The organism is Nocardia xishanensis NBRC 101358 (assembly GCF_001613365.1).
GTDB classification, from domain to species: Bacteria; Actinomycetota; Actinomycetes; order Mycobacteriales; family Mycobacteriaceae; genus Nocardia; species Nocardia xishanensis.
In genome coordinates this window covers 13,961-33,088 of record NZ_BDCF01000003.1, presented here as the reverse complement: position 1 = coordinate 33,088, position 19,128 = coordinate 13,961, and the positions used below count along the sequence as shown (strand labels likewise).

The following is a 19,128-nucleotide window of genomic DNA, read 5'->3' as shown; positions in this document are numbered from 1 at the left end:
GAAGGCCTATGTCGCCTCGACCGGCACATCCGGGAAGCGCTGCGCCGCAAGCTGCCCTGGCAGCGGACCGCCGCGCCGAGAAGCCGGCGGGCGAATCCTAGGGTTACTGATCACTGCCGACCGCGAATCGCGGTCGGCGCGATCGTCGCGAAGAGACCGAGTGTCGCGCGAACGAATTCCGTTCGGGAACAACCGAGTTCGCGTAGTGCGGGGCCGTGGTCGTGCGCGACCACGAGGGTGGCGCCGGTCAGCAGGATCCACCAGGAGGCGCGGGCGGCAAGGCGGCTGGGGAGACGGACGTCCGCGAAGGCCGCGCGGAGCCGTTGGGTGTGGAACGGGACGTGCCTGCGTTCGTCGTCGAGGATGAGCGCGGCGACGCTGGTGGTGAGCGCGTCGCCCGAGCCGTCCCGCAGCGCCCGGTAGTACTGGAGGGCAACGATTTCGGCGACCATCAGCACCATCAGTTCGAGGCGCAACCCCAGCGCCCGGCGCAGCCGGACGAAGACGGCATCGGTCCAGTGGTGCGCGATGGTCTGCTCCCCCGCCGCGTCCAGCAGCCGGGCGAGCAAGCGGGCGTGGTTGCGTTCCTCCTCGACGAACAACCGGACCGCCGCCGTGTACACCGGGTCCCCGGCCCGTTCGGCTTTGGCGATGAGGTCGGCCCCGTCGCCGCTCTCGCCGACCTGGAACCGCTGTACGCTGCGCGCGACGGCCGGATGGAGCCGGCCGCCGCGACTCCAGTCCGGGTCGCCCGCCGCTGCCCTCGCGCGCGCCTTCCCCTCGAATTCCCCTGCCCAACGGGAGAATTCGTCCGATTCGAGCTGCTCGATCACCATGTGAGCCACCCTAGGGGCGCGGTGCGCCGATACCGGGGTGGCTCGGTGGAGATTTCGTGAAGACGCCCGCGGGTCAGGGTTTGCGACCGACGCCGCCCCACGCCGAGACGCCACGCACGCCTCGGGCTGCCTCGTCGGTGCGCCAATGGTCGATCGGCACCACACCGGGGTCGACCAGCGCCAGTCCATCGAAGATGCCGGCGATCTCGGCGGAGCTGCGCGGAATGTACGGATCCCCACCGGTTTTGGCGTAGTTCTCGCACATGCGCACGTACGCCTTGTCGTCGGTGGCGCCGTCGGCCAGGACCAGGTAGCTGCCCGAGGGCACGCCGTCCATCATGGCGTCCACCACGCGTCGCACCTCCTCGTAGCTGCGCGCGTGCCCGAGCACACCGATGAACATGATCGCTATCGGCTTGCTGAAGTTCAGCACGTGACGGGAGTCGGCGAGGATCACCTCGGGCCGGTGGAAATCCGCCTCCAAATAGGTGGTCACGCCCTCGTCGGTGGTGTTGACCAGCAGCGCCCTCGCGTGCGCGAGGACGAGCGGATCGTTGTCCACGTAGACGATCTTGGAGTCTGGGGCGGCCGACTGCGCCACCTCGTGAGTGTTCTGCATGGTCGGCAGCCCGGTGCCGATGTCGAGGAACTGGCGAATGCCCGCTTCGGCGGCCAGATATCGCACCGATCTGATCAGGAACTGCCGCGACTGCATCGCGATCGCCGTGATCTCGGGATACTGCGCGACAGCGGCCTCACCCGCCATCCGATCGGCCTCGTAGTAGTCGCCGCCGCCCAGCCAGTAGTTCCAGATTCGCGCCGAATGCGGGATATCGGTACGGATGGGGCGATTGTCTGCCACGGTGGCTCCTGGACGAGATTCGGCAACTCGCGGTGACTGTACAGCCGATCACTTTGCGGTATCCAATGGTTCGCTGATGTCGTCGACGGATGGGGATCGCGGGCGGATCGGTGCGGGTCGCTGAAAGATGTCCGGCGTCCGGTTCACGACTCCAGGACGGCCCGCGCGGCATTGTGGCCGGGGATGCCGCTGACTCCGCCGCCGCGCACCGCGCCCGAACCGCAGAGGAAGACATTGCGCACGCCGGTCGCGACGCCCCAGCGCACGGCGGGATCGGTCGCGCCGTGGTCCTCGCGGTAGGGAAACGCGAGATCGCGGTGGAAGATATGGCCTCCGGGCAGCCCCACCTCGCGCTCCAGATCGAGCGGAGACTTCACCTCCAGGCAGGGGGCTCCGTCGGCGTCCTCGGCGAGGCATTCGGCGATCGGCTCGGCCAGCACCCGATCCAGTTGTACGAGTACGCCTTTCATCGCAGCCGTGCGCGCCGCGGCGGGATCGTCGCGGAAAAGCCTCGCGGGAGTGTGCAGACCGAAAAGGGTGAGGGTGTGCATGCCGCGTGCCACGGCATCGGCGGACAGGATCGATGGATCGGTCAGTGTGTGGCAATAGATTTCGGACGGTGGCGCCGCGGGAATCTTTCCGGCTTCCGCTTCCCGATAGGACCGTTCGAGCTCGGCATACGATTCGGCGATGTGGAAGGTCCCGGCGAACGCCTCGGCGGGATCGGTCACCGTGTCGCGCAGGCGCGGCAGGCGCCGCAGCACCATGTTCACCTTCAATTGGGAGCCTTCGGGTTTCGGCTCGTCCGGTGCGCCGAGCAGCCGCGCGAGCTCGTGCGGCGCTGCGTTGACCAGCACGTGCCGCGCACCGGCGACGCCGCCCTCGTAGCGCACTTGCGCCGCGACGCCGTCGCTGTCGACACCGGTCACCGCGCATCCGGTGATCAGCTCGGCCCCCGCCGCGCGGGCCGCGTCCGCCAGCGCGTCGGTGAGCGCGCCCATGCCGCCCACCGGCACGTCCCAGTCGCCGGTACCGCCGCCGATCACGTGGTAGAGGAAGCACCGGTTCTGCCGCAGCGTTGGATCGTGCGCATGGGTGAAGGTGCCGATCAGGGCGTCGGTGAACACCACCCCGCGCACGGTGTCGTCGGCGAAGGTCTCCTCGATCGTCTCCCCCAGCGGCCGCTCGAACACGGCGTCCCACAGCTCGTCGTCCGCGACGATGCGGCGCAATTCCGTCCGGGTCGGCAGCGGTTCGGTCAGGGTGGGGAATACGCGCCGCGCCATCGCGCCGGTGCGCTCGTAGAACCGCTGCCACGCCTCGAAGTCACGCTCCGAACCGGTCAGCCGGACGAAGCTCGCCCTGGTGCGCGCCTCGGATCCGGTGTCGACCAGCAACCCGCCGTCGCCGACCGGGGTGTAGGAGGAGATCCGCCTGCGCCGGGTTTCGAACCGCAGGCCGAGATCGCGCACGATGCTCGCGGGCAACAGACTGACCAGATACGAGTACCGCGACACTCGCGCGTCGACACCGGGAAACGGGCGCTCCGACACGGCCGCGCCGCCGGTGTGCGACTGCCGTTCGAGCAGCAGCACCGAGCGCCCGGCCCGCGCCAGGTAGGCGGCGGCGACCAAGCCGTTGTGGCCGCCGCCGACCACAACGACGTCGTAGGAAGAGCGCGTCGGTGTCATCCGTCCTCGATACCACGGCCGTGCCGGGACCGGGCGCGCCGACGCGCCGCCGAGCCGCGCGTGACCGGCTGAGGCGAGTGGCCGAAGGCCGGTTCCGGGGCCAGCTCTTGGGCTGGTTCCCGGCCTGGCCAGGCGTCGCCCAGCGCGAGGTTAGCAGCCGGTACCGACAACATCCGCTGTTCCGAAAAGTACTGCGGGACAGCGCTTGTCGCTTTCCACAAGATCGACAACTGGGCCGCGAACTTGTCGGTGGGCTCGCGTAGGTTTTCGGTCATGGAGAGAAACGGGAGGGAACGCGATGGACTCGGGTGACCGCGAGTGGGAGCGGGCGGCGGTGGTGCAGACGCTGCCCGTCGTCGCGCCGCGCAAGCTGGCCAAGGTGCCCTTCGTCGAAATGGCGGACGGGCGGTTGCAGGGCGTGGTGTCGAGCGGATCGGACATCGCGCGGGTGTACGTCTCGTCGGTGTCGGCGAAGACGCACGGACTCAGCTGCAGCACCAACAACAATCGGCCGTGCGGCGGCCTGCGCGGTTCCTATCCGTGCAAGCACATCCACGCGCTGCTCGACGAGGCGATCGTCCAGTACGGCGCCGAACGGGTGGCCCGCTATCTCGGCGTCGAGATCGCCGAGGGCGCGAGCCTTTACCACGCGCTGAACTGCTCGCACGAGCCGGCCCCCGCGGCCGTCGTGTTCAGCCGCTTCCTGCGCCATCTGGCGTATCTGGAGCTGCCGGGCGGCGCCGCGCCGATCCCCGAGTTGCAGTGGTTCCCCGCGACGGGGGTGAGCCGCTGATGCTCGGCGTACATGTGGCCGAACTGCTCGAGCCGCTGCCGGGGGTGGCGGAGGCGCTCGACGTGGTGGCCGGATTCGACACCGCGCTGAGCCACGGATTAGCGCGGCTCGCCGACGAACACACGGCAGCGCTGGCGAACCTCGCCGCGGCGACCGGCGGGTCCCCGCTCGGGCCCGCGATCGCCGAGGCGGTCGCGAAACTGAGCGCGGGTTCGATCGGCCCCGAGGAGCTTTCGGCGCTGGCGGGCGGGCGAGCCGCGTTGCTCGGCGCCGTGCACGATGCGCTGCTCGACCGCGTGGACACGGCGATGGGACGCGAGCGCGCCGCCTGGGAACAGCCGGAGCCCGCGCACACACCGCACAACCTTGCGGTGGGCAGCCGCGCCTGGTTGCAGGAGGTGGCCATCACGGGATGGCGCGGCGTCGACCACGACCTGGTCTCCGCCGCCGATCAGACCGTCGAGGCGCTGCTGGCCGAACCGGCCCTGCGCAGGCTCGCCGTGCTGCTCGACGGCCTGACGGCCGAGCTGCGCGCCAGCTGTCCGATCGCGACGCTGGACCGGCTGCCTGCGCGCCGCTGGGCGGATCTGTGGGCGCGTGCGCTCCTGTTGTCCTGGCGCACAGGCGGATTCGCGGAGACGACGCCGGTGTCCGGACGTCTGCTGCCGCTCGGCGTCGACGTGCACGAGCACGGCACGGCGGTGCAGGTTCAGCTGTACGCGCTGCTGGAGTCGGCGGCGGGCGAGGCGCGCCGGGTGCGGGTCAGCGTCGCCGCGGCCAAGGTCGACACGATCGTCGGCCCCGCGATCTGGCAGCTGTTCACCGACCATCCGCAGCTGATGAAGGCGATAGCCGAACGGCTGAGCCTCGACGTCGACGGCATGCCGATGACCGCAGGCGGCGACCTGATCTGGGCCGACGAGTCGGCCCGTCTCGGCGCGAGCGCTGATCCGTTCGCCACCGCGCGCGTGGGACTGGCGGGCGCGCTCGCACCGGCCGTTGCGCCGCTCGATCGCGATCCGGTGCACGTGTGCGAACCGGTCCTGCTGGAGGGCTACAAGGTCGAGGACGGCGCCATCGAGCTGGACGGCCGCCGGCTCGCGATCGAGCTGGATCGGCTGCCCACCTGCGGCCCGCTCACCCCCGCCGCGGTGAACAGTTCATCGACCTGCCTCGGCCTGCTGCGCTGGGACGCCGGGCGGTGGTCGCTGCGACCGCTCGCGGTGCGCAAGAAGGCCAAGGGCGTCGAGGTCGACGTGCACGGCGGCGAGTGGGCCTGCGGCCCGACGGAACCCAAAGTGGTCAAGGCGCAAGCGAAGTCGGGCGACGCGGTGGCGGTGCTCAGGGAACGAGCGGGACGGCTGCTGAGAAAATGACCGACAGCAACGAGACTCGACGGCAGATCCTCTACTGGCGGCTGCTGGCGGGCATTTTCGACAGCGAGGCCCAGCCCGCGCTGGAGACGTCGAGCGTCGCGATCGTCGACGACCTCGGCCTGCCCGCGGCGCTGCTCGACCCCGGCGTCTCGATAGACAATGTCGTGCAACGCTTCCCGGATCTGGGATCCGAATTCGACGGCCTCGGCGAGCACGTGCGTGCCGCGGAATCGGCGACCGGTGGCCGAGAAGACGCGCCGGAATCGGACGCTACCGAATCCGGGGAACAGCAGACTCCCATCGACACAGAGGTCGATGCGATCATCGGCGCGGGCGAGGTGCGCTCGGCGGCGCTGGTGTCCAAGCTGTTGCTGAACGTCTTCGCGACGGGCGGCGGCACGGTCAGCGCGACCCAGCTCGCCGGCTGGCAGCGCGATGCGGGCTGGTTGCGGCGCATGCTCGGCGAGAAGGGCGGCGGCGAGGTGCGCGGCGTGCTCGCCGATCTCGAGGCCGACCTGGTCTCCCGGATGCGGCTGCGCGAAGTGCTCGCCGATCCCGCGCTGGCGTCCCAGCTGACGCCGAGCATGTCGCTGCTCGAACAGCTGTTGCGCGACAAGGCGAATCTGTCCGGCGTCGCGCTGGCCAACGCCAAATCGCTCATCCGGCGCTACGTCGAGCAAGTCGCCGAGGTGCTGCGCACCCAGGTGCAGCAGACCACCGCGGGCACCATCGACCGGTCGGTGCCGCCGAAGCGCATCCTGCGCAATCTGGATGTGGATCGCACCATCTGGAAGAACCTCACCAACTGGAATCCGGAGGACGAGCGGCTCTACGTGGATCGGCTGTTCTATCGGCAGACCGCCAAGCGCACCGTGCCCGCGCGGATGATCGTGGTGGTCGACCAGTCCGGTTCGATGGTGGACTCGATGGTGAACTGCACCATCCTCGCCTCGATCTTCGCCGGGCTGCCCAAGGTCGACGTGCACCTGATCGCCTACGACACCCGCGCCATCGACCTGACGCCGTGGGTACACGATCCCTTCGAGGTGCTGTTGCGCACCAATCTCGGCGGCGGCAACGACGGCCCCGTCGCCATGGCGATGGCCCAGCCCAAGATCGTCGACCCGACCAACACCGTGCTGGTGTGGATCTCGGACTTCTACGAGTTCGACCGCTCCCAGCCGCTCTACGAGAGCATGCAGGCCGTGCATCGCAACGGCGTGAAGCTGATCCCGGTCGGCTCGGTCAACAGCTCCGGGCACCAGAGCGTGAATCCCTGGTTCCGGGAACGCTTGAAGGCCATGGGCACGCCGGTGATCTCGGGCCGCATCCAGAAACTCGTGTTCGAACTCAAGAACTTTCTCGACTAGGAGACCTCAGACCATGACCGATACCGCGCTGCGCGCCCCCGCCGAACTGAAGTACGCCGAGGAGCTGGACTGGCTGGAATCGATCGACGACGGCCCCAAGCCCTTCGCCTGGCGACTGAGCCCGAAGATGGTGCGGCTGTTCATCCTCGGCTCCGAGCGCTCCGACGGCCTCGACCGGCAGATCGACCAGAAGTGGTTCGGCGACCGCAGTTTCGTCGAACGCAGCATCGTCACGCTGGCCTCCGACCGCGGCCTGCTGCTCATCGGCGATCCGGGCACCGGCAAGAGCTGGCTCGCCGAACTGCTCTCCGCGGCCATCAGCCGGAACTCCACGCTCGTGGTCCAGGGCACCGCGGGCACCACCGAGGATCACATCAAGTACTCGTGGAACATCTCCATGGTGATCGCAAAGGGGCAATCGAGGGAGTCGATGATCCCATCGCCGATCATGACCGCGATGGAGCAGGGCGTGATCGGCCGCTTCGAGGAGCTGACCCGCTCCACCAGCGACGTGCAGGACGCACTGATCTCGATCCTGTCCGAGAAGTACGTCTCCATCCCCGAACTCGACGATGACAACGTCGTGTTCGCCAAGCCCGGCTTCTCCATCATCGCCACCGCCAACAGCCGCGACCGCGGCGTGAACGACCTCTCCTCGGCGCTGAAGCGGCGCTTCAACTTCGTGCGCATTCCGGTGGTGACCAACAAGCGCAGCGAGGCCGAGATCGTGCGCTTCCGCACCGCGGAACTGTTGCGCAGGCACCAGATCGAACTGGAGCTGCCGCCCACGCTGCTCGACATCCTGCTCGACAGCTTCGCCGATCTTCGCTCCGCGGCCGCCGCCGCGACCAGCGACGACGAGAAGCTGGAATCCGCGCTCTCGACCGCCGAGCAGATCGGCGTGCTGGAGGACGCCATCCTGCACAGCCAATTCTTCGGCGACCGCACGCTGCGGGCCGAGACGCTCGCGGGCTCGCTGGTCGGCTCGCTGGCCCGCCGGGCGCCGGAGGATCTGGCCATTCTCAACAAGTTCTGGCACGGCGTGGTCGAACCGCGCAGCAAGGACGCGGGCGGGGACTGGCCGGAGTTCCTGGAGGGCGGCCGGGCGGCGATCGCGAGGCTCTCGTGACCGGTCCGTTCGGCGCGCTGCGCGAGCAATTGGCGGAGGCCGCGACGCGATTCGCGGCCGAGCCCGGCGCGGTCGCGGAGATCCTGGCGGGCATCGTCGACGACGTCGACCGGGCGCTGGCGGTCGAGCTGGAGATCTTCCCGGTCTGCCACCATTCGCCCGCCTCGGGGCTGGCGATGGTGCGGCGGCTGCACGAGAAGCGGCCCAAGGTCGTCTATCTGGAGCTGTGCGAGGATCTGCGACCGATCCTGGACGAGCTGCGCAACTGCAAGCTGCCGGTGGCGGTGCAGGCGTGGGCCGGTGAACTCGACGGGTTCCCGGCCGCATGGGCGCCGCTCTCGGTGGTCGCGCCGATCACCGAGGCGTCGGCGGAATACCAGGCGATCTCCTACGCGCTCGACACCCCCGGCGTCGAACTCGTGCTCGTCGACCGCTCCACCGACCACGTCTTCCAGTGGGCGCCGAACGGCGGCGCGCAGGACGGTGACGCACCCGCCGAGGCGACTCCGGAGCCCGCCGAGGGCGGCGCGCTGCACGGCGACGCCGTCGGCATCGACATCGGTGACCTGCGACCGCGTTTCGCCGAACTGGAAGAGCACCTGCTGCACCACGGCAAGGTGCGGCACTGGTCGGAGTGGTGGGACCAGTACGTCGAACAACCGCTGGCAGGCGCCGATTACGACACCTACCGCCAGGTCATGGTGCTGATCGGCAGCCTGTTCCGCCGCCTGCGCCGCACCGGCGCCGAGGAGGACGAGAACCGCGAGCGCTACATGTGGACGCGGATGCGCGAACATCTGGAAGCGACCGGCGCCGACCCGGCCGACTGCCTGTACGTGTGCGGTGCGTTCCACGCGGCCAGCCGGGTCGAGCAGTTCGGTCTCCCCGCCGACGCCGCGCCCTACGAGATCACGCCGCGGTCGAAGACCACCTGGCAGTACGGGCTGATCCCGTCCAGCCACTCGGCCATCGAGGAACAGTTCGGGCTGGCATCGGGGTCGGTGTCGATCGCCGCGGCGACCTGGTCGAAGGGCTTGCGGCGGGGCGGTGTGAAGCCGTTCCAGCTCGCGGGCCAGAAGTCCGCGAGCAAGAAGACGAGCAAGCGCACGCCGCCCGTGGTGACCACCGCCGCGGTGGCCGACCAGCTGACGGGGTTCCTGTCCACCCCGCCGCGATTGGACTCGCTCGACGAGGCCGAGCTGCTCGACTGGTCGGTGGACATCGTCCGCCTGGCCAGGCGCAACGGCTACCTGGCCAGCACCGCCGACGCGATCGCGGTGTTCGAGACGTCGATCCTGTTGGCTGGCATGCGCAATCGCGCCCGCCCGACGCCGTACGACTTCCAGGACGCGGCGATCACGTGCATCGAGAAGGACCACGTGCCCGGCCGCCGCGACGTGCGCAAGCTGTGCGAGATCCTGCTCGGCGGGGATCGCATCGGGCAGGTGGGCTACGCGGCGCTGCCGCCGCTCGCCCGCGACGTGCTCGACCGGCTGGCGCCGCTCGGCATCGACACCGGCAAGCGCACCGTACAGCGGTCGCTGCTGGATCTGCGGGCCGATCCGCACCTGCGGCCGTGTTCGGATCTACTGTGGATCCTTCGCAGGCTGCTGCCGTCGGACGCGGTGCGGCCGATCATGGGTTCGCGTGCGCTCGGGGAGAGCTCCATCCAGGAAAGCTGGGATCTGGCCCTCGGCAAACACCAGCGGGCCCTGGTCGAGCTCGGCTACGAGGGCGTGACCATCGAGCAGGTACTCGAACAACGACTGCGCATCGCGGTGACGGCGGACGACGCGACGGCCGCTGTGGCGCTGGCGGCGGTGGAAGACGCTCTGCTGTACCTGAAGTCGCCGCGGCTGGCCGACGAACTCGGCCACCGCGCCGTCGAACTGCTCGCCGCCGAGCGTTCGGTGGACGACGCGCCCGAGGTGCTGCGCCGGATCCGGCTGCTGCTCAACTATTTCCGGTCGACCGAGGACGGTCTACCTGACTGGTGCGGCCGGTTCGTCACCACGGGCTACGCGCACTACTGCACGCTGCTGCCCACCGCCTTCACCGACGAGAACTCCGGCGTGCGGCCGGTCGCCGCCATGCTCGGCTTCCTGTTCGGCATGGAGAACCTGGCGCTGTCCCTCGGCTGCGATCACACCCAGCTCGAACTCGCTGTGTTGCAGTCGCATCCCGAGGCGCCGGCGAAGGTGGCTCTGCTGTGGGCGACGCGCCTGCAACTCGGCCTGCTCACACTGCCGGAACTGCGTACCCGCTGCGACGACATGCTGGCCAACCCGCTCGTCGTGCCCGCGTTCCCGCAGTACCTGAGCGGTTTCGTGCAGGCCATGGATCCGGTGCCGTCGCTGAAACCCTTTGTGGTGGAGCTGTTGTCGAAGGCGTTCGGCAGGCTGCCGGACAGCGTGCTGCTGCCATGGCTGCCGAAGCTGATCACCACCCTGCGCGGCCAGGCAGGCGAACTGATTCCTGCGCTCACCAGGGAGGCGGGCCGCACCTTCCCGTCCGGTCTCGCGGCCGTGGACAGCTGGAGTCCGCCGTGGACGGCCACGCCGCGACCGGCGGCCGTTCCCGCGCTCGCGGCGGCGGGCGGTCCGGTCACCGATCTGCTGTTCGCCCACCCGGCGGCCTGCGACGCGCTCGGCGCGCTGCTCGGCCACGGCGGTACGTGGCAGCGTCCGGCGGCCGCTGTGCACACCGAGGTCGCGGCGCTGGTGACCAGGCATCCGGAGACGGCTACGGCACTCGCCGCGCTCGTCCCCACCGCGGCGAGCTGACCCGCCCAAGACGCCGCAGAACCCGCTCTCCCGCTCACGCCGAAGCCATCGGCGCGCGGGAGAGCGGGTGTCCGCGCGATAACTCGCTGCGGGCGGTCGGTGTTGATGTCGGGTTTCTATGCTGTCGGACATGTCAACAGATCTGGGGTTCCTCTGCTCTTCCTGCGGCCAGGAACACGGAGGCCTGCCGTTCACTTACGGCACGGTCGCGCCCGCCTACTGGAGCGAGAGCCTGGAAGGCGGTTCGGGGAATGTCCTCGGCGACGAGCAGTGCGTGATCGCTGACGAGCACTTCTTCCTCCGGGCCCGCCTGATCCTCCCGGTCTTGGACTCGGAGAACGAGTTCGAGTGGGGCGTATGGGTTTCGCTGAGCAAGAGCAACTTCGCGCGTGCCACGGAGTTGTGGGCCAGTCCGGAGCGGGTAGCGGAGCCACCGTATTTCGGCTGGCTGTCGACCGAGCTGCCGACGTACGAACCGACGACGTTGAACTTGAAGACCAAGGTGCACAGCCAGCCCGTCGGCGTCCGCCCGACGGTGGAACTGGAACCCACCGACCATCCGCTGGCCGTGGAACAGCGAACCGGCATTTCCCTCGCCCGCGTACAAGACATCGCCGAACTGCTGCTGCACCCTCGGCGTTGACGAACGCCGTAGCTGCACTTACTCGGCGAACACCCGCGAACGAGCTGATCGATCATCGGCCCAGAAGGTGGCTCGTGACTCGCAGCGATATGTCGCGGTGTTCTCGCGCCGTCAGGTGGCGCTGTCTTCCGGATCGTGCGCCCGATTGTCCGGGCCCGCGCCTGCCATCCCTACCAATGCCGCGAGCGACTCTGTGCCGGGCTCGGGAGGCAGGCGCAGCGCCCTGACGGCGAACGAGATCGCGTGGTACCAACCGCAGATCAGGACCAGCTCGAGCGCGGCGTCTTCATCGGCGACGGCGACCAGGTTGGCCCAGGTCTCGTCGGAGAGATCGAATGTCGCGTGAAGTTGGTCGACGGCTTCGAATACCGCACGGTCACCGGCGTCCCAGCAGTCGTCCGCGGGCTTTCCGGTCGCGAGAGACTCGAGCTGCGCGGTGTCGAACCCCACCTTTTCGGCGAAGCCCGCGACGTGCACGGCCCACTCGTAGCCGGCGCCGCACAGCGCGGTCGTCCGGTCGATGATCAGCTCGCGCTGGCGGAGCGTGAGGGCGGAGCGCCGAGAGAAGTAGTAGCTTCCCCAGCCCGCGATGGAGCGGGCGAGCTCAGGCCTGCGCGCCCACACCCGGAACAGCTGGATGGGCGAATACCCGAGGAGCTCGAGGGCCGCGCCCGCCTCCTCGTCGTACGGCGGGGAGAGCGGTTCGATTCGTGGTTGCTTCGATTTCAGAGGCATGATGGCATGCTAATCTCGATGCTTCGGAAAGGGAAGCAGATGACGTCGACACCTCTCCCGGGCCGACGGGTCCGCGGATCGCACACAGGGCGCCCGATCATGGCGCTGCTCGACCTCCTGGGCCGGCGATGGGCGCTGCGAGTCCTGTGGGAGCTCCAGGACGACTCGACTCCGACCTTCCGTCGACTACAGCAGCGATGCGACGGCGTCTCGTCGAGTGTCCTGGCCGACCGGCTTCGCGAGCTCGGACAGGCCGATCTCGTCCAGCACACCGGCGAGGGCTACCTACTCACCGGACAAGGCCGGACCCTTCTCGAACGCCTCGCCCAGCTCGACGCGTGGGCCGCGGACTGGCAGCCCAAGGCGACCGACTGACGGTCAGCCGAAATTGGTGCGGAACCAACCCAGCAGATCGGCTTCCGAGTTCACGGCGCCGTCCGGATCGTCCTTGGCCGAGGCGCACACGTCGATCATGAGCCGGAATTCATCGTGCACAGCCAGCAGACAAGGGCGCGCACCGAGCGTGGCGTTTTCATCGGTGTCGCAGAAGAACCGGCCGACGGGTCCCGTCGACTTGCGCCACACGTCGTCCGCGCCGCCGCCACCACCGCACGCGTGTCCCGACACCTGGCCCAACCCGGCTTGGTATCCGAGGCTCATCGACCTGTGATCCGGGAAGCCGAAGAACGTGGGAGCGGGGTCCCCGCGACGGGTGGCGCAGTGAATCGCCGCTTCCGCGGCGCTGCCCGCGGGCAGGTCCATGTGCTTGCAGGTCGAGGGCCCGTAGTCGCCGGTCAGATGATCGAGGACGCGCCGATCCGCGGCGGTGAAGAAGTCCGGGTCGACCGTCTTCTCCTTCGGCAGGAAATGGTAAAGATGGTGCGACGCAATGTAATCGCGCGTCGGCTGGTCACCCGGGCCCGGCCAGATGTAGAGACCCAGCGCGAGCTGGTCCTCGTCGGCAACGGCGAGCACCGGCTCGGGCGTCGCCGGGTCGTCGGCGCGACTGGTCAGGCAGGCGTCTCGCCCGGTGGGCTTCCCGTTCACCACGAGCGGGCCGTCGTCGCCGGGCGGATCGTTCGGACAGTTAGTGGCGCCGTAGGCCTCGATGACGAAATGCCGGTAGTAGTCCCGCAGGCCGTCGAGGGTGCGGAACCGGAAAAGCCGGGCGGCGGGGGCACCCGTCCGGTCGTTGGCATCGCAGGACACGAGCGCGGTCGTCGCGGGATCCGGCTCGCGGTGCACGCAATTGGCGCGCTTGTAGCCGATCGAACCGGCGCTGGCCACCAGGTCGACGTCGTCGGGGTTCAGGGCGGCGCGATCGGGAACCGCGGTGCCGTCGGCGGGTCTGCCCGATGCCACCCAGGCCACGAGAACCGTTGCCGCCGCGAGTATCACGGCGGCGATCAGCGCCGGGACGGCCAGCCTGCGCGCCGTCCGCCGGAGTGTCCGCTTCGGCGGCTCGGGCGTTCGCGCGCCGCCCGCGTCCTCGGCGAGCGGCCGGATTCGCGGCCCGCCATCCGGAAGCTCGGGACCACGCGCGGCTGTAGCGCCCTGCGGCACAACGGCTTCCGCGCTCGTGACGGTGTCGTCGCCGGTGCTCGCCTCCTGAGTCGGCAATACCTCCGGCACCGCGACCTTGCCTTGCAGCGCCTCCTGCGCGGCGGACGCGAACTCGCCCGCGCTGGCATATCGTGCGGCGGGGTCTTTCGCCAGCGCCTTGACGATCACCGTGTCCATCGCCGTCGGGATCTCCGAGCGCAGCCTGCTCGGCCGCGGCGGTGGCTCGACCATATGCGCCCGCATGATCTCGCCGTCGGTGTCGGCGGGGAACGGCCTCGCGCCGGTGAGACATTCGTATAGCACGCAGCCGAGGGCGTAGATGTCCGCGGCCTCGGTCACCACGCGCGAGGAGAACCGCTCCGGCGACATGTAGTGGAACGAACCGATCGCCGAGCCGTCGGCGGTCAGACCTTCCGCGGTGCTGGAGTGCGCGATGCCGAAGTCGACGAGATAGGCGAAGCCGTCGGGCGTGGTCAGGATGTTGTCGGGCTTGATATCACGGTGCACCAGGTCGTCGCCGTGCGCGGCGTCGAGGGCGGCGGCCACCTGCCTGATCAGCTCGACCGCGGCCGCCGGTTCCAGCGGCGCGCGTTCGCGCAGCACCGCGCGCAGGTTCTCGCCCTCGACCAGGCGCATGTCGATGAAGAGGTGGCCGTCGATCTCGCCGTAGTCGTGGATCGGGATGACGTGCGGTTCCTTGAGCCGGGCCGCGGCGTGCGATTCGCGCCGGAACCGCTCGCGGTAGACGGGGTCTTCGGCGAGCCGCTCGGGCAGCACCTTGATGGCGACGACGCGATCCTTGCCGGTGTCGTAGGCCTCGAACACCTCGCCCATGCCGCCGCGGCCGATCAGCCGGACCAGCCGGTACGGTCCGAATTCCGATCCGACCTCGAGTCTGCGCTGGGTCGTCATATCGGTCCTCCGTGACGCGAAGCCCCCGGCGCGGGCCCCGCGGCCGCGCCGGCCGTTGGATCAGCCGTCGAACACCACACACCCGTGGCCGACCTGCACGCCGGTGCCGACGGGCACCGCATAGTAGGCGGTGATGACGTCGTCGGGCGCCTGCACCACGCTGATCGTGTGCCTGCCCGTGGTCGCCGGCACCCACTTCAGCAGCGCGACGCCGCCGGTCGGCCGCACGGTGGCGAGCGGAATACCGTTGTCGTAGAAGTACACCGGTGAGACGGCGTCGGTGAGGAAGGCCTCGATCGTGTAACTGCAACCGGTGCCGAAATTGGTCGCGAGGCCGTAGCCGAGGTCGGGCAGGACCCCGACTCCGGTCGCCGTGGCGCCCGCGGGGGGAGCCGCCGCCACGGCGATCGCTGCGGCGCCCGCGCAGGCGCTCGCCACCACGGTGGCGCGAATCGGCCGCCGACGAGTACCGCGGTCAACGCTCATCCTGTACCCCTTCCGGGACGCCGACCCCTTCCGATGGTATCGCCCCGGCACCGGCGGATCGCGCCATCCGCCGATCATGGTGACCGTTCGCCGCGGCGAGCGCCCCGCGGCGCGTGGTCAGTCGGTCGGGCCGCCCGCCACGTAGATGACCTGCCCGGAGACGAATCCCGCGCCCTCGCTGACCAGGAAGGAGACCGTGTTGGCGATGTCGTCCGGCTTGCCGGTGCGCGCCACCGGGATCTGTTTGGCGGCCGCCTCGCGGAACTGCTCGAAGGTCACGCCGAGCCGCTCGGCGGTGGCCGCGGTCATGTCGGTCTCGATGAAGCCGGGGGCGATGGCGTTGACCGTCACGCCGAACTTGCCGAGCTCGATGGCCAGTGTCTTGGTGAAGCCCTGCATGCCCGCCTTCGCCGCCGAGTAGTTGGCCTGGCCGCGGTTGCCGAGCGCGGAGGTGCTCGACAGGTTGACGATGCGTCCCCACTTGGCCCCGGTCATGTACGTCTGCACGGCGCGGCTCATCAGGAACGAGCCGCGCAGGTGCACGTTCAGCACCGAGTCCCAGTCGGCGACGCTCATCTTGAACAGCAGGTTGTCGCGGGTGATGCCCGCGTTGTTCACCAGCACCGTCGGCGGGCCGAGCTCGTCGGCGACGCGCTGTACGGCGGCTCCGACGGACTGCTCGTCGGACACGTCGACGCCCACCGCGAGCGCCCTGCCTTCCGCGGCCTCGATCTCCTCGACCACGGGCTTGCACGCGGCCTCGTCGAGATCGAGGACCGCGACCGCGAACCCGTCGGCGGCGAGCTTGCGTGCGGTGGCGGCGCCGATGCCGCGGGCGGAACCGGTGACGATGGCCGTGCGAGAAGTCGGGGCGCTCATGGTTCTCCTGACTGTCGTGGATGGTCCCGATTCGAGGGGACAACCATAAAATACAACTCAGCCACTGCGTCTCCAATGAAATGCCGGCGGCTGTACGATTCACCCGGTGACCACTTCCTCGCGACCCACCGCCACCCGCTCCCCAGGACGTCCGGCTTCGGCCACTCGCGAGCAGGTCATCGAACTCGCACGCCGGGCTTTCCTGGCTGGTGAACGCGTCGACGTGCAGGCGATCGCCGCCGAACTCGGGCTCAGCCGCGCCTCGGTCTACCGCTGGTACGGCTCGCGGGACGGTCTGCTCGGCGCGATGCTGCTCCAGGAATACGAGCAGATGATCGCCCGCGCCGACGCCAAGCGACGGACCCGCGGCGCGGCGCGCATACTCGACGTGCTCGACCGCGTCGCCCGCTGGGAGACGGTGAACGAACCCTTCCGGCGCTACTTCGAGAACGAACCGATCTCGGGACTGCGCATCCTCACCGCCAGCGACGGACCGGTGCAGCCGCGCGCGGTGGCGGCCGTCGCCGAACTCATCGCCCGGGTCGAGGAGGAGGACGGCTACCAGCCGCCCCTCGAGCGAGAGTTGTTGGCGTACGCTCTCGTTCGCCTCGGCGAGGCGTTCCTCTACACCGACACCGCCGCCGGCATCCGCAACGACGTCGACCGGCTGCGCGAAGTGCAGTCGGTCCTGCTCGGCTTGCCGCCCCAACCCGACGCGCCCGCCTGAGCAGTCCGGCCCACACGGCTGTTGCACGCCGTACAGCGACGGTGGCGCGGTGCGGCGTCGAAATCGTTTGCGGGCCTGTGAAAAAGTGCGAGCCGGGCCGGGTGCGGTGTGGCAATCTACAACCCGATATCCGGACCGACAATCTTCGGGAGCCGACCGATGGCAGCACTTCACAAGTGGCCCACCGCTTTCGGCGCGGTCGAGTACGAGCGGCTGCCCGCCGCGCTGGAGGAGCTGGCGCGGGCGCACGCGCGCCGGGCGCTGGCGAGCACCGAGCCGTGCGAACCGCTCGCGCTGATCGATCAGGCCGTCTCGATCGGCGCGTGCGCCGAGGTGCTGCTCAAGGCCGTCCTCGCCGCGATCGACATCCACCTCGTGCGCGGGCAGTCGGCGGGCATCGAGACGACGCTGACGCTGGCGGGGCGGCCGGAGCAGCCGGACCGGCCGCTGCCCGACATGTGGACCGTGGGCGCGCTCGAGGCCGCGCAGGTGCTGAACCGCGCAACACCCGCCTGCCTTCATCTGCCAGAGGCGCTGCTCACGCGGATCGTCACGGTGCGTGACTCCGCCGTCCACATGGGCTTCGTCGACCGCGCCGAGAGCGAGCGCGCCCTCGCCGATCTGGTCGTTCTCGTCGACCGGGTGCTGTCGATCCGCCGCGAGCTCGGACAACCCGCCGACTGGGCCGCTTTCTGGTCGCCGAAGCAGCTGGATCGAGCCGACGCGATCCTGCGCTCACGCAGCGAACCGGTCGTCGAGCTGATCGAACTCAGCGAGGACAACCTCCCGCTCCTGCTGGACGCGGCGGTCGCCGACGCCGACCCGCTCGAGGTCATGGCGCCGGTGCCCGGTCCGCCCGGCTGGACCGAACAGCGGAAGGAAGCCTTTCTCGCCTTTCACCGCGACCGCGCGCTGCACCCCACCTGCCCGAACGAAAACACCTTCGTCATCACGGTCGGCGGGCTGGTCGTCGGGGCGGCGCGGCTCGAACCGCACGGCGACGATGTCGAGGCGGGCGTGTGGATCGGCCGTTCGCACCGCGGGCAGGGCGTCGGCGGTCGCGTCGCGGCCCGGTTGCGCGAGCTCGCCGCTCGGACCGGCGCCCGCCGAGTCACCGCCGTCACCACGCCGGACAACATCGCGGCGCGGCGGATCATCCACAGCGGACTCGGCGCGCGGCCGCACATCGAAGGAGACGAAGTCACCGGCGCGGCGGAGCTGTGCTGACGCGAACGACCGGCCTCACTCACGCAGATGCTCGAGCAGCACCGCGACGTGACTGTGCGACGGGTCCTTCGCCGCGGTCACCAGCGTGACGGGATGCTCGGCCGCCAGCTCGCGCAGTTCCCGAAGACAGCGCCGCTGCTCTTCTCCCGACAATTCGGCCTCGTAGCGCCGGGCGAACTCGGCGAAATCGGCGGCGGAGTCGTGATGGAACCAGGAGCGCAACTCGTTCGAGGGCGTGATCTCCTTGTCCCACAGGTCGATTCGGGCCCGCTCTTTGCTGATGCCGCGCGGCCACAGCCGGTCGACCAGCACACGGCGGCCGTCGTCGTCGCTCGGGTCATCGTAGATCCGCTTGGTCCGGAACTCACTCACGTTCACGTCCTTCCGCAGCGTTATCCGTTTCGGTCGACGACGAGCACGATCAGGCTGCGCGGCCCGTGCACGCCGGGCGCGACGGCGTCGGCGGTCGCCGACGGGCCCGCGACCATGATGGTCTGGCGGCGCGGGTCGAGCCGGTCCATCACCTCGGGCAGCGACGGCTGGATCTGTTCGGCCCGCACCACGCAGACGTGACAGTCGGGCGCCAGCGTCGACGGACGGCGGCTCTGTCCCTCGCCGCCGTCGAGCACGAGGACACCGACATCGGCGGCCGCTGCCGCGCAGGTGGTGACCACCGCGCCGACCTCTTCCGCCTCGGCCGCCGTCGCCAGCGGACTGTCCGCAACGATGCGATGACCTTCCTCGGTGGCCCACCCGGCCAGCCATTCGCCGGGCAACCCGTCGGGAGCGATCACCGAGCGCACGCCGTGCTCACGCAGGGCGGCGGCCACCCAGTCCGGGATGGTCGCGTCGGTGATCCGGCGCAGCTGCGCGCCGTGCTGGGCCAACCGCTCGGCGAAGAGATCGACCAGCTCGGCCAAGTCGCCGCGCCCGGCGCCGGAGCTGCGGCGGGCGGTGGCGCGCGGCACCGGCACGACCCGTTCGTCATCGGGTAGCTCGACCAGCGCGTCCCTGACTCGGCGCAGCAGATCCTCACGGGAGTTCACGTGCGCCACCACCCGCTCGTGTTTGCCCAATATCCCACTCCCCCAGCGGTTTCCACCATGTCAACGGCTC

Annotated in this window: 18 protein-coding genes; 9 read left to right on the top strand and 9 right to left on the bottom strand. The window is 69.7% G+C overall.

Annotated features, from left to right (window positions below; translation table 11 throughout):
- Nucleotides 1-110: 110 nt before the first annotated feature.
- The 3 genes from NX1_RS04700 to NX1_RS04690 form a co-directional block, all read right to left on the bottom strand.
- The gene (locus NX1_RS04700) at nt 111-836 is read right to left on the bottom strand and encodes a ferritin-like domain-containing protein (RefSeq protein WP_068054335.1); all 726 of its coding nucleotides are present in this window, start codon (nt 834-836) and stop codon (nt 111-113) included.
- Nucleotides 837-909: 73 nt separating this feature from the next.
- Nucleotides 910-1,698, bottom strand: coding sequence for an SAM-dependent methyltransferase (locus NX1_RS04695; protein WP_068054332.1), 789 nt, complete (start codon nt 1,696-1,698; stop codon nt 910-912).
- A 143-nt stretch (nt 1,699-1,841) separates the two neighbouring features.
- Nucleotides 1,842-3,389 (bottom strand): phytoene desaturase family protein, encoded by a 1,548-nt coding sequence (locus tag NX1_RS04690; RefSeq protein WP_068054331.1) that lies wholly within the window; start codon nt 3,387-3,389, stop codon nt 1,842-1,844.
- A gap of 298 nt (nt 3,390-3,687) precedes the next feature.
- Here NX1_RS04690 and NX1_RS04685 point away from each other — a divergent pair, with 298 nt between their 5' ends.
- The 6 genes from NX1_RS04685 to NX1_RS04660 all read left to right on the top strand — a co-directional run bounded on the left by NX1_RS04685 (nt 3,688) and on the right by NX1_RS04660 (nt 11,483).
- Nucleotides 3,688-4,182, top strand: coding sequence for a hypothetical protein (locus tag NX1_RS04685; RefSeq protein WP_068054328.1), 495 nt, complete (start codon nt 3,688-3,690; stop codon nt 4,180-4,182).
- Complete coding sequence (locus tag NX1_RS04680) at nt 4,182-5,558, top strand: hypothetical protein (protein WP_068054559.1); 1,377 nt, start codon at nt 4,182-4,184, stop codon at nt 5,556-5,558. Before NX1_RS04685 ends, NX1_RS04680 begins: the two co-directional genes overlap by 1 nt.
- Nucleotides 5,555-6,928 carry a VWA domain-containing protein gene (locus NX1_RS04675; protein ID WP_068054325.1) on the top strand — a complete coding sequence of 458 codons (1,374 nt, stop codon included), beginning with the start codon at nt 5,555-5,557 and terminating at the stop codon, nt 6,926-6,928. Before NX1_RS04680 ends, NX1_RS04675 begins: the two co-directional genes overlap by 4 nt.
- Nucleotides 6,929-6,941: 13 nt before the next feature.
- Nucleotides 6,942-8,057, top strand: coding sequence for an ATP-binding protein (locus NX1_RS04670; protein WP_068054324.1), 1,116 nt, complete (start codon nt 6,942-6,944; stop codon nt 8,055-8,057).
- Nucleotides 8,054-10,840, top strand: coding sequence for a DUF5682 family protein (locus tag NX1_RS04665; protein ID WP_068054321.1), 2,787 nt, complete (start codon nt 8,054-8,056; stop codon nt 10,838-10,840). Before NX1_RS04670 ends, NX1_RS04665 begins: the two co-directional genes overlap by 4 nt.
- 130 nt (nt 10,841-10,970) lie before the next feature.
- Nucleotides 10,971-11,483, top strand: coding sequence for a DUF2199 domain-containing protein (locus tag NX1_RS04660; RefSeq protein ID WP_068054556.1), 513 nt, complete (start codon nt 10,971-10,973; stop codon nt 11,481-11,483).
- A 111-nt stretch (nt 11,484-11,594) separates the two neighbouring features.
- Here the strand turns inward: NX1_RS04660 and NX1_RS04655 are convergent, their stop codons facing one another.
- Nucleotides 11,595-12,218: a carboxymuconolactone decarboxylase family protein gene (locus NX1_RS04655; protein WP_084501005.1), complete on the bottom strand. Its 624-nt coding sequence runs from the start codon at nt 12,216-12,218 to the stop codon at nt 11,595-11,597.
- A gap of 99 nt (nt 12,219-12,317) precedes the next feature.
- Here NX1_RS04655 and NX1_RS04650 point away from each other — a divergent pair, with 99 nt between their 5' ends.
- Nucleotides 12,318-12,593, top strand: a complete 276-nt coding sequence (locus NX1_RS04650) for a winged helix-turn-helix transcriptional regulator (protein ID WP_245668319.1) — start codon at nt 12,318-12,320, stop codon at nt 12,591-12,593.
- A gap of 3 nt (nt 12,594-12,596) precedes the next feature.
- On the opposite strand, the gene NX1_RS04645 is transcribed toward NX1_RS04650, so the two are convergent.
- The 3 genes from NX1_RS04645 to fabG all read right to left on the bottom strand — a co-directional run bounded on the left by NX1_RS04645 (nt 12,597) and on the right by fabG (nt 16,058).
- Nucleotides 12,597-14,693 (bottom strand): serine/threonine-protein kinase, encoded by a 2,097-nt coding sequence (locus tag NX1_RS04645; protein ID WP_068054318.1) that lies wholly within the window; start codon nt 14,691-14,693, stop codon nt 12,597-12,599.
- A gap of 60 nt (nt 14,694-14,753) precedes the next feature.
- A complete protein-coding gene (locus tag NX1_RS04640) occupies nt 14,754-15,179 on the bottom strand; it encodes a hypothetical protein (RefSeq protein ID WP_157119540.1) in 426 nt (141 codons plus the stop codon).
- A gap of 117 nt (nt 15,180-15,296) precedes the next feature.
- The gene (gene fabG / locus NX1_RS04630; RefSeq protein ID WP_068054309.1) at nt 15,297-16,058 is read right to left on the bottom strand and encodes a 3-oxoacyl-ACP reductase FabG; all 762 of its coding nucleotides are present in this window, start codon (nt 16,056-16,058) and stop codon (nt 15,297-15,299) included.
- 106 nt (nt 16,059-16,164) lie between these two features.
- Here fabG and NX1_RS04625 point away from each other — a divergent pair, with 106 nt between their 5' ends.
- The gene (locus NX1_RS04625; RefSeq protein ID WP_068054306.1) at nt 16,165-16,785 is read left to right on the top strand and encodes a QsdR family transcriptional regulator; all 621 of its coding nucleotides are present in this window, start codon (nt 16,165-16,167) and stop codon (nt 16,783-16,785) included.
- Between the two features lie 159 nt (nt 16,786-16,944).
- Entirely contained in the window at nt 16,945-18,012 is a 1,068-nt protein-coding gene (locus NX1_RS37700) for a GNAT family N-acetyltransferase (protein WP_245668318.1), read from the top strand.
- Between the two features lie 15 nt (nt 18,013-18,027).
- Here the strand turns inward: NX1_RS37700 and NX1_RS04615 are convergent, their stop codons facing one another.
- Nucleotides 18,028-18,384 carry a DUF488 domain-containing protein gene (locus tag NX1_RS04615; RefSeq protein WP_068054547.1) on the bottom strand — a complete coding sequence of 119 codons (357 nt, stop codon included), beginning with the start codon at nt 18,382-18,384 and terminating at the stop codon, nt 18,028-18,030.
- A gap of 20 nt (nt 18,385-18,404) precedes the next feature.
- Nucleotides 18,405-19,088 (bottom strand): LutC/YkgG family protein, encoded by a 684-nt coding sequence (locus NX1_RS04610; RefSeq protein ID WP_068054303.1) that lies wholly within the window; start codon nt 19,086-19,088, stop codon nt 18,405-18,407.
- Nucleotides 19,089-19,128: the final 40 nt, after the last annotated feature.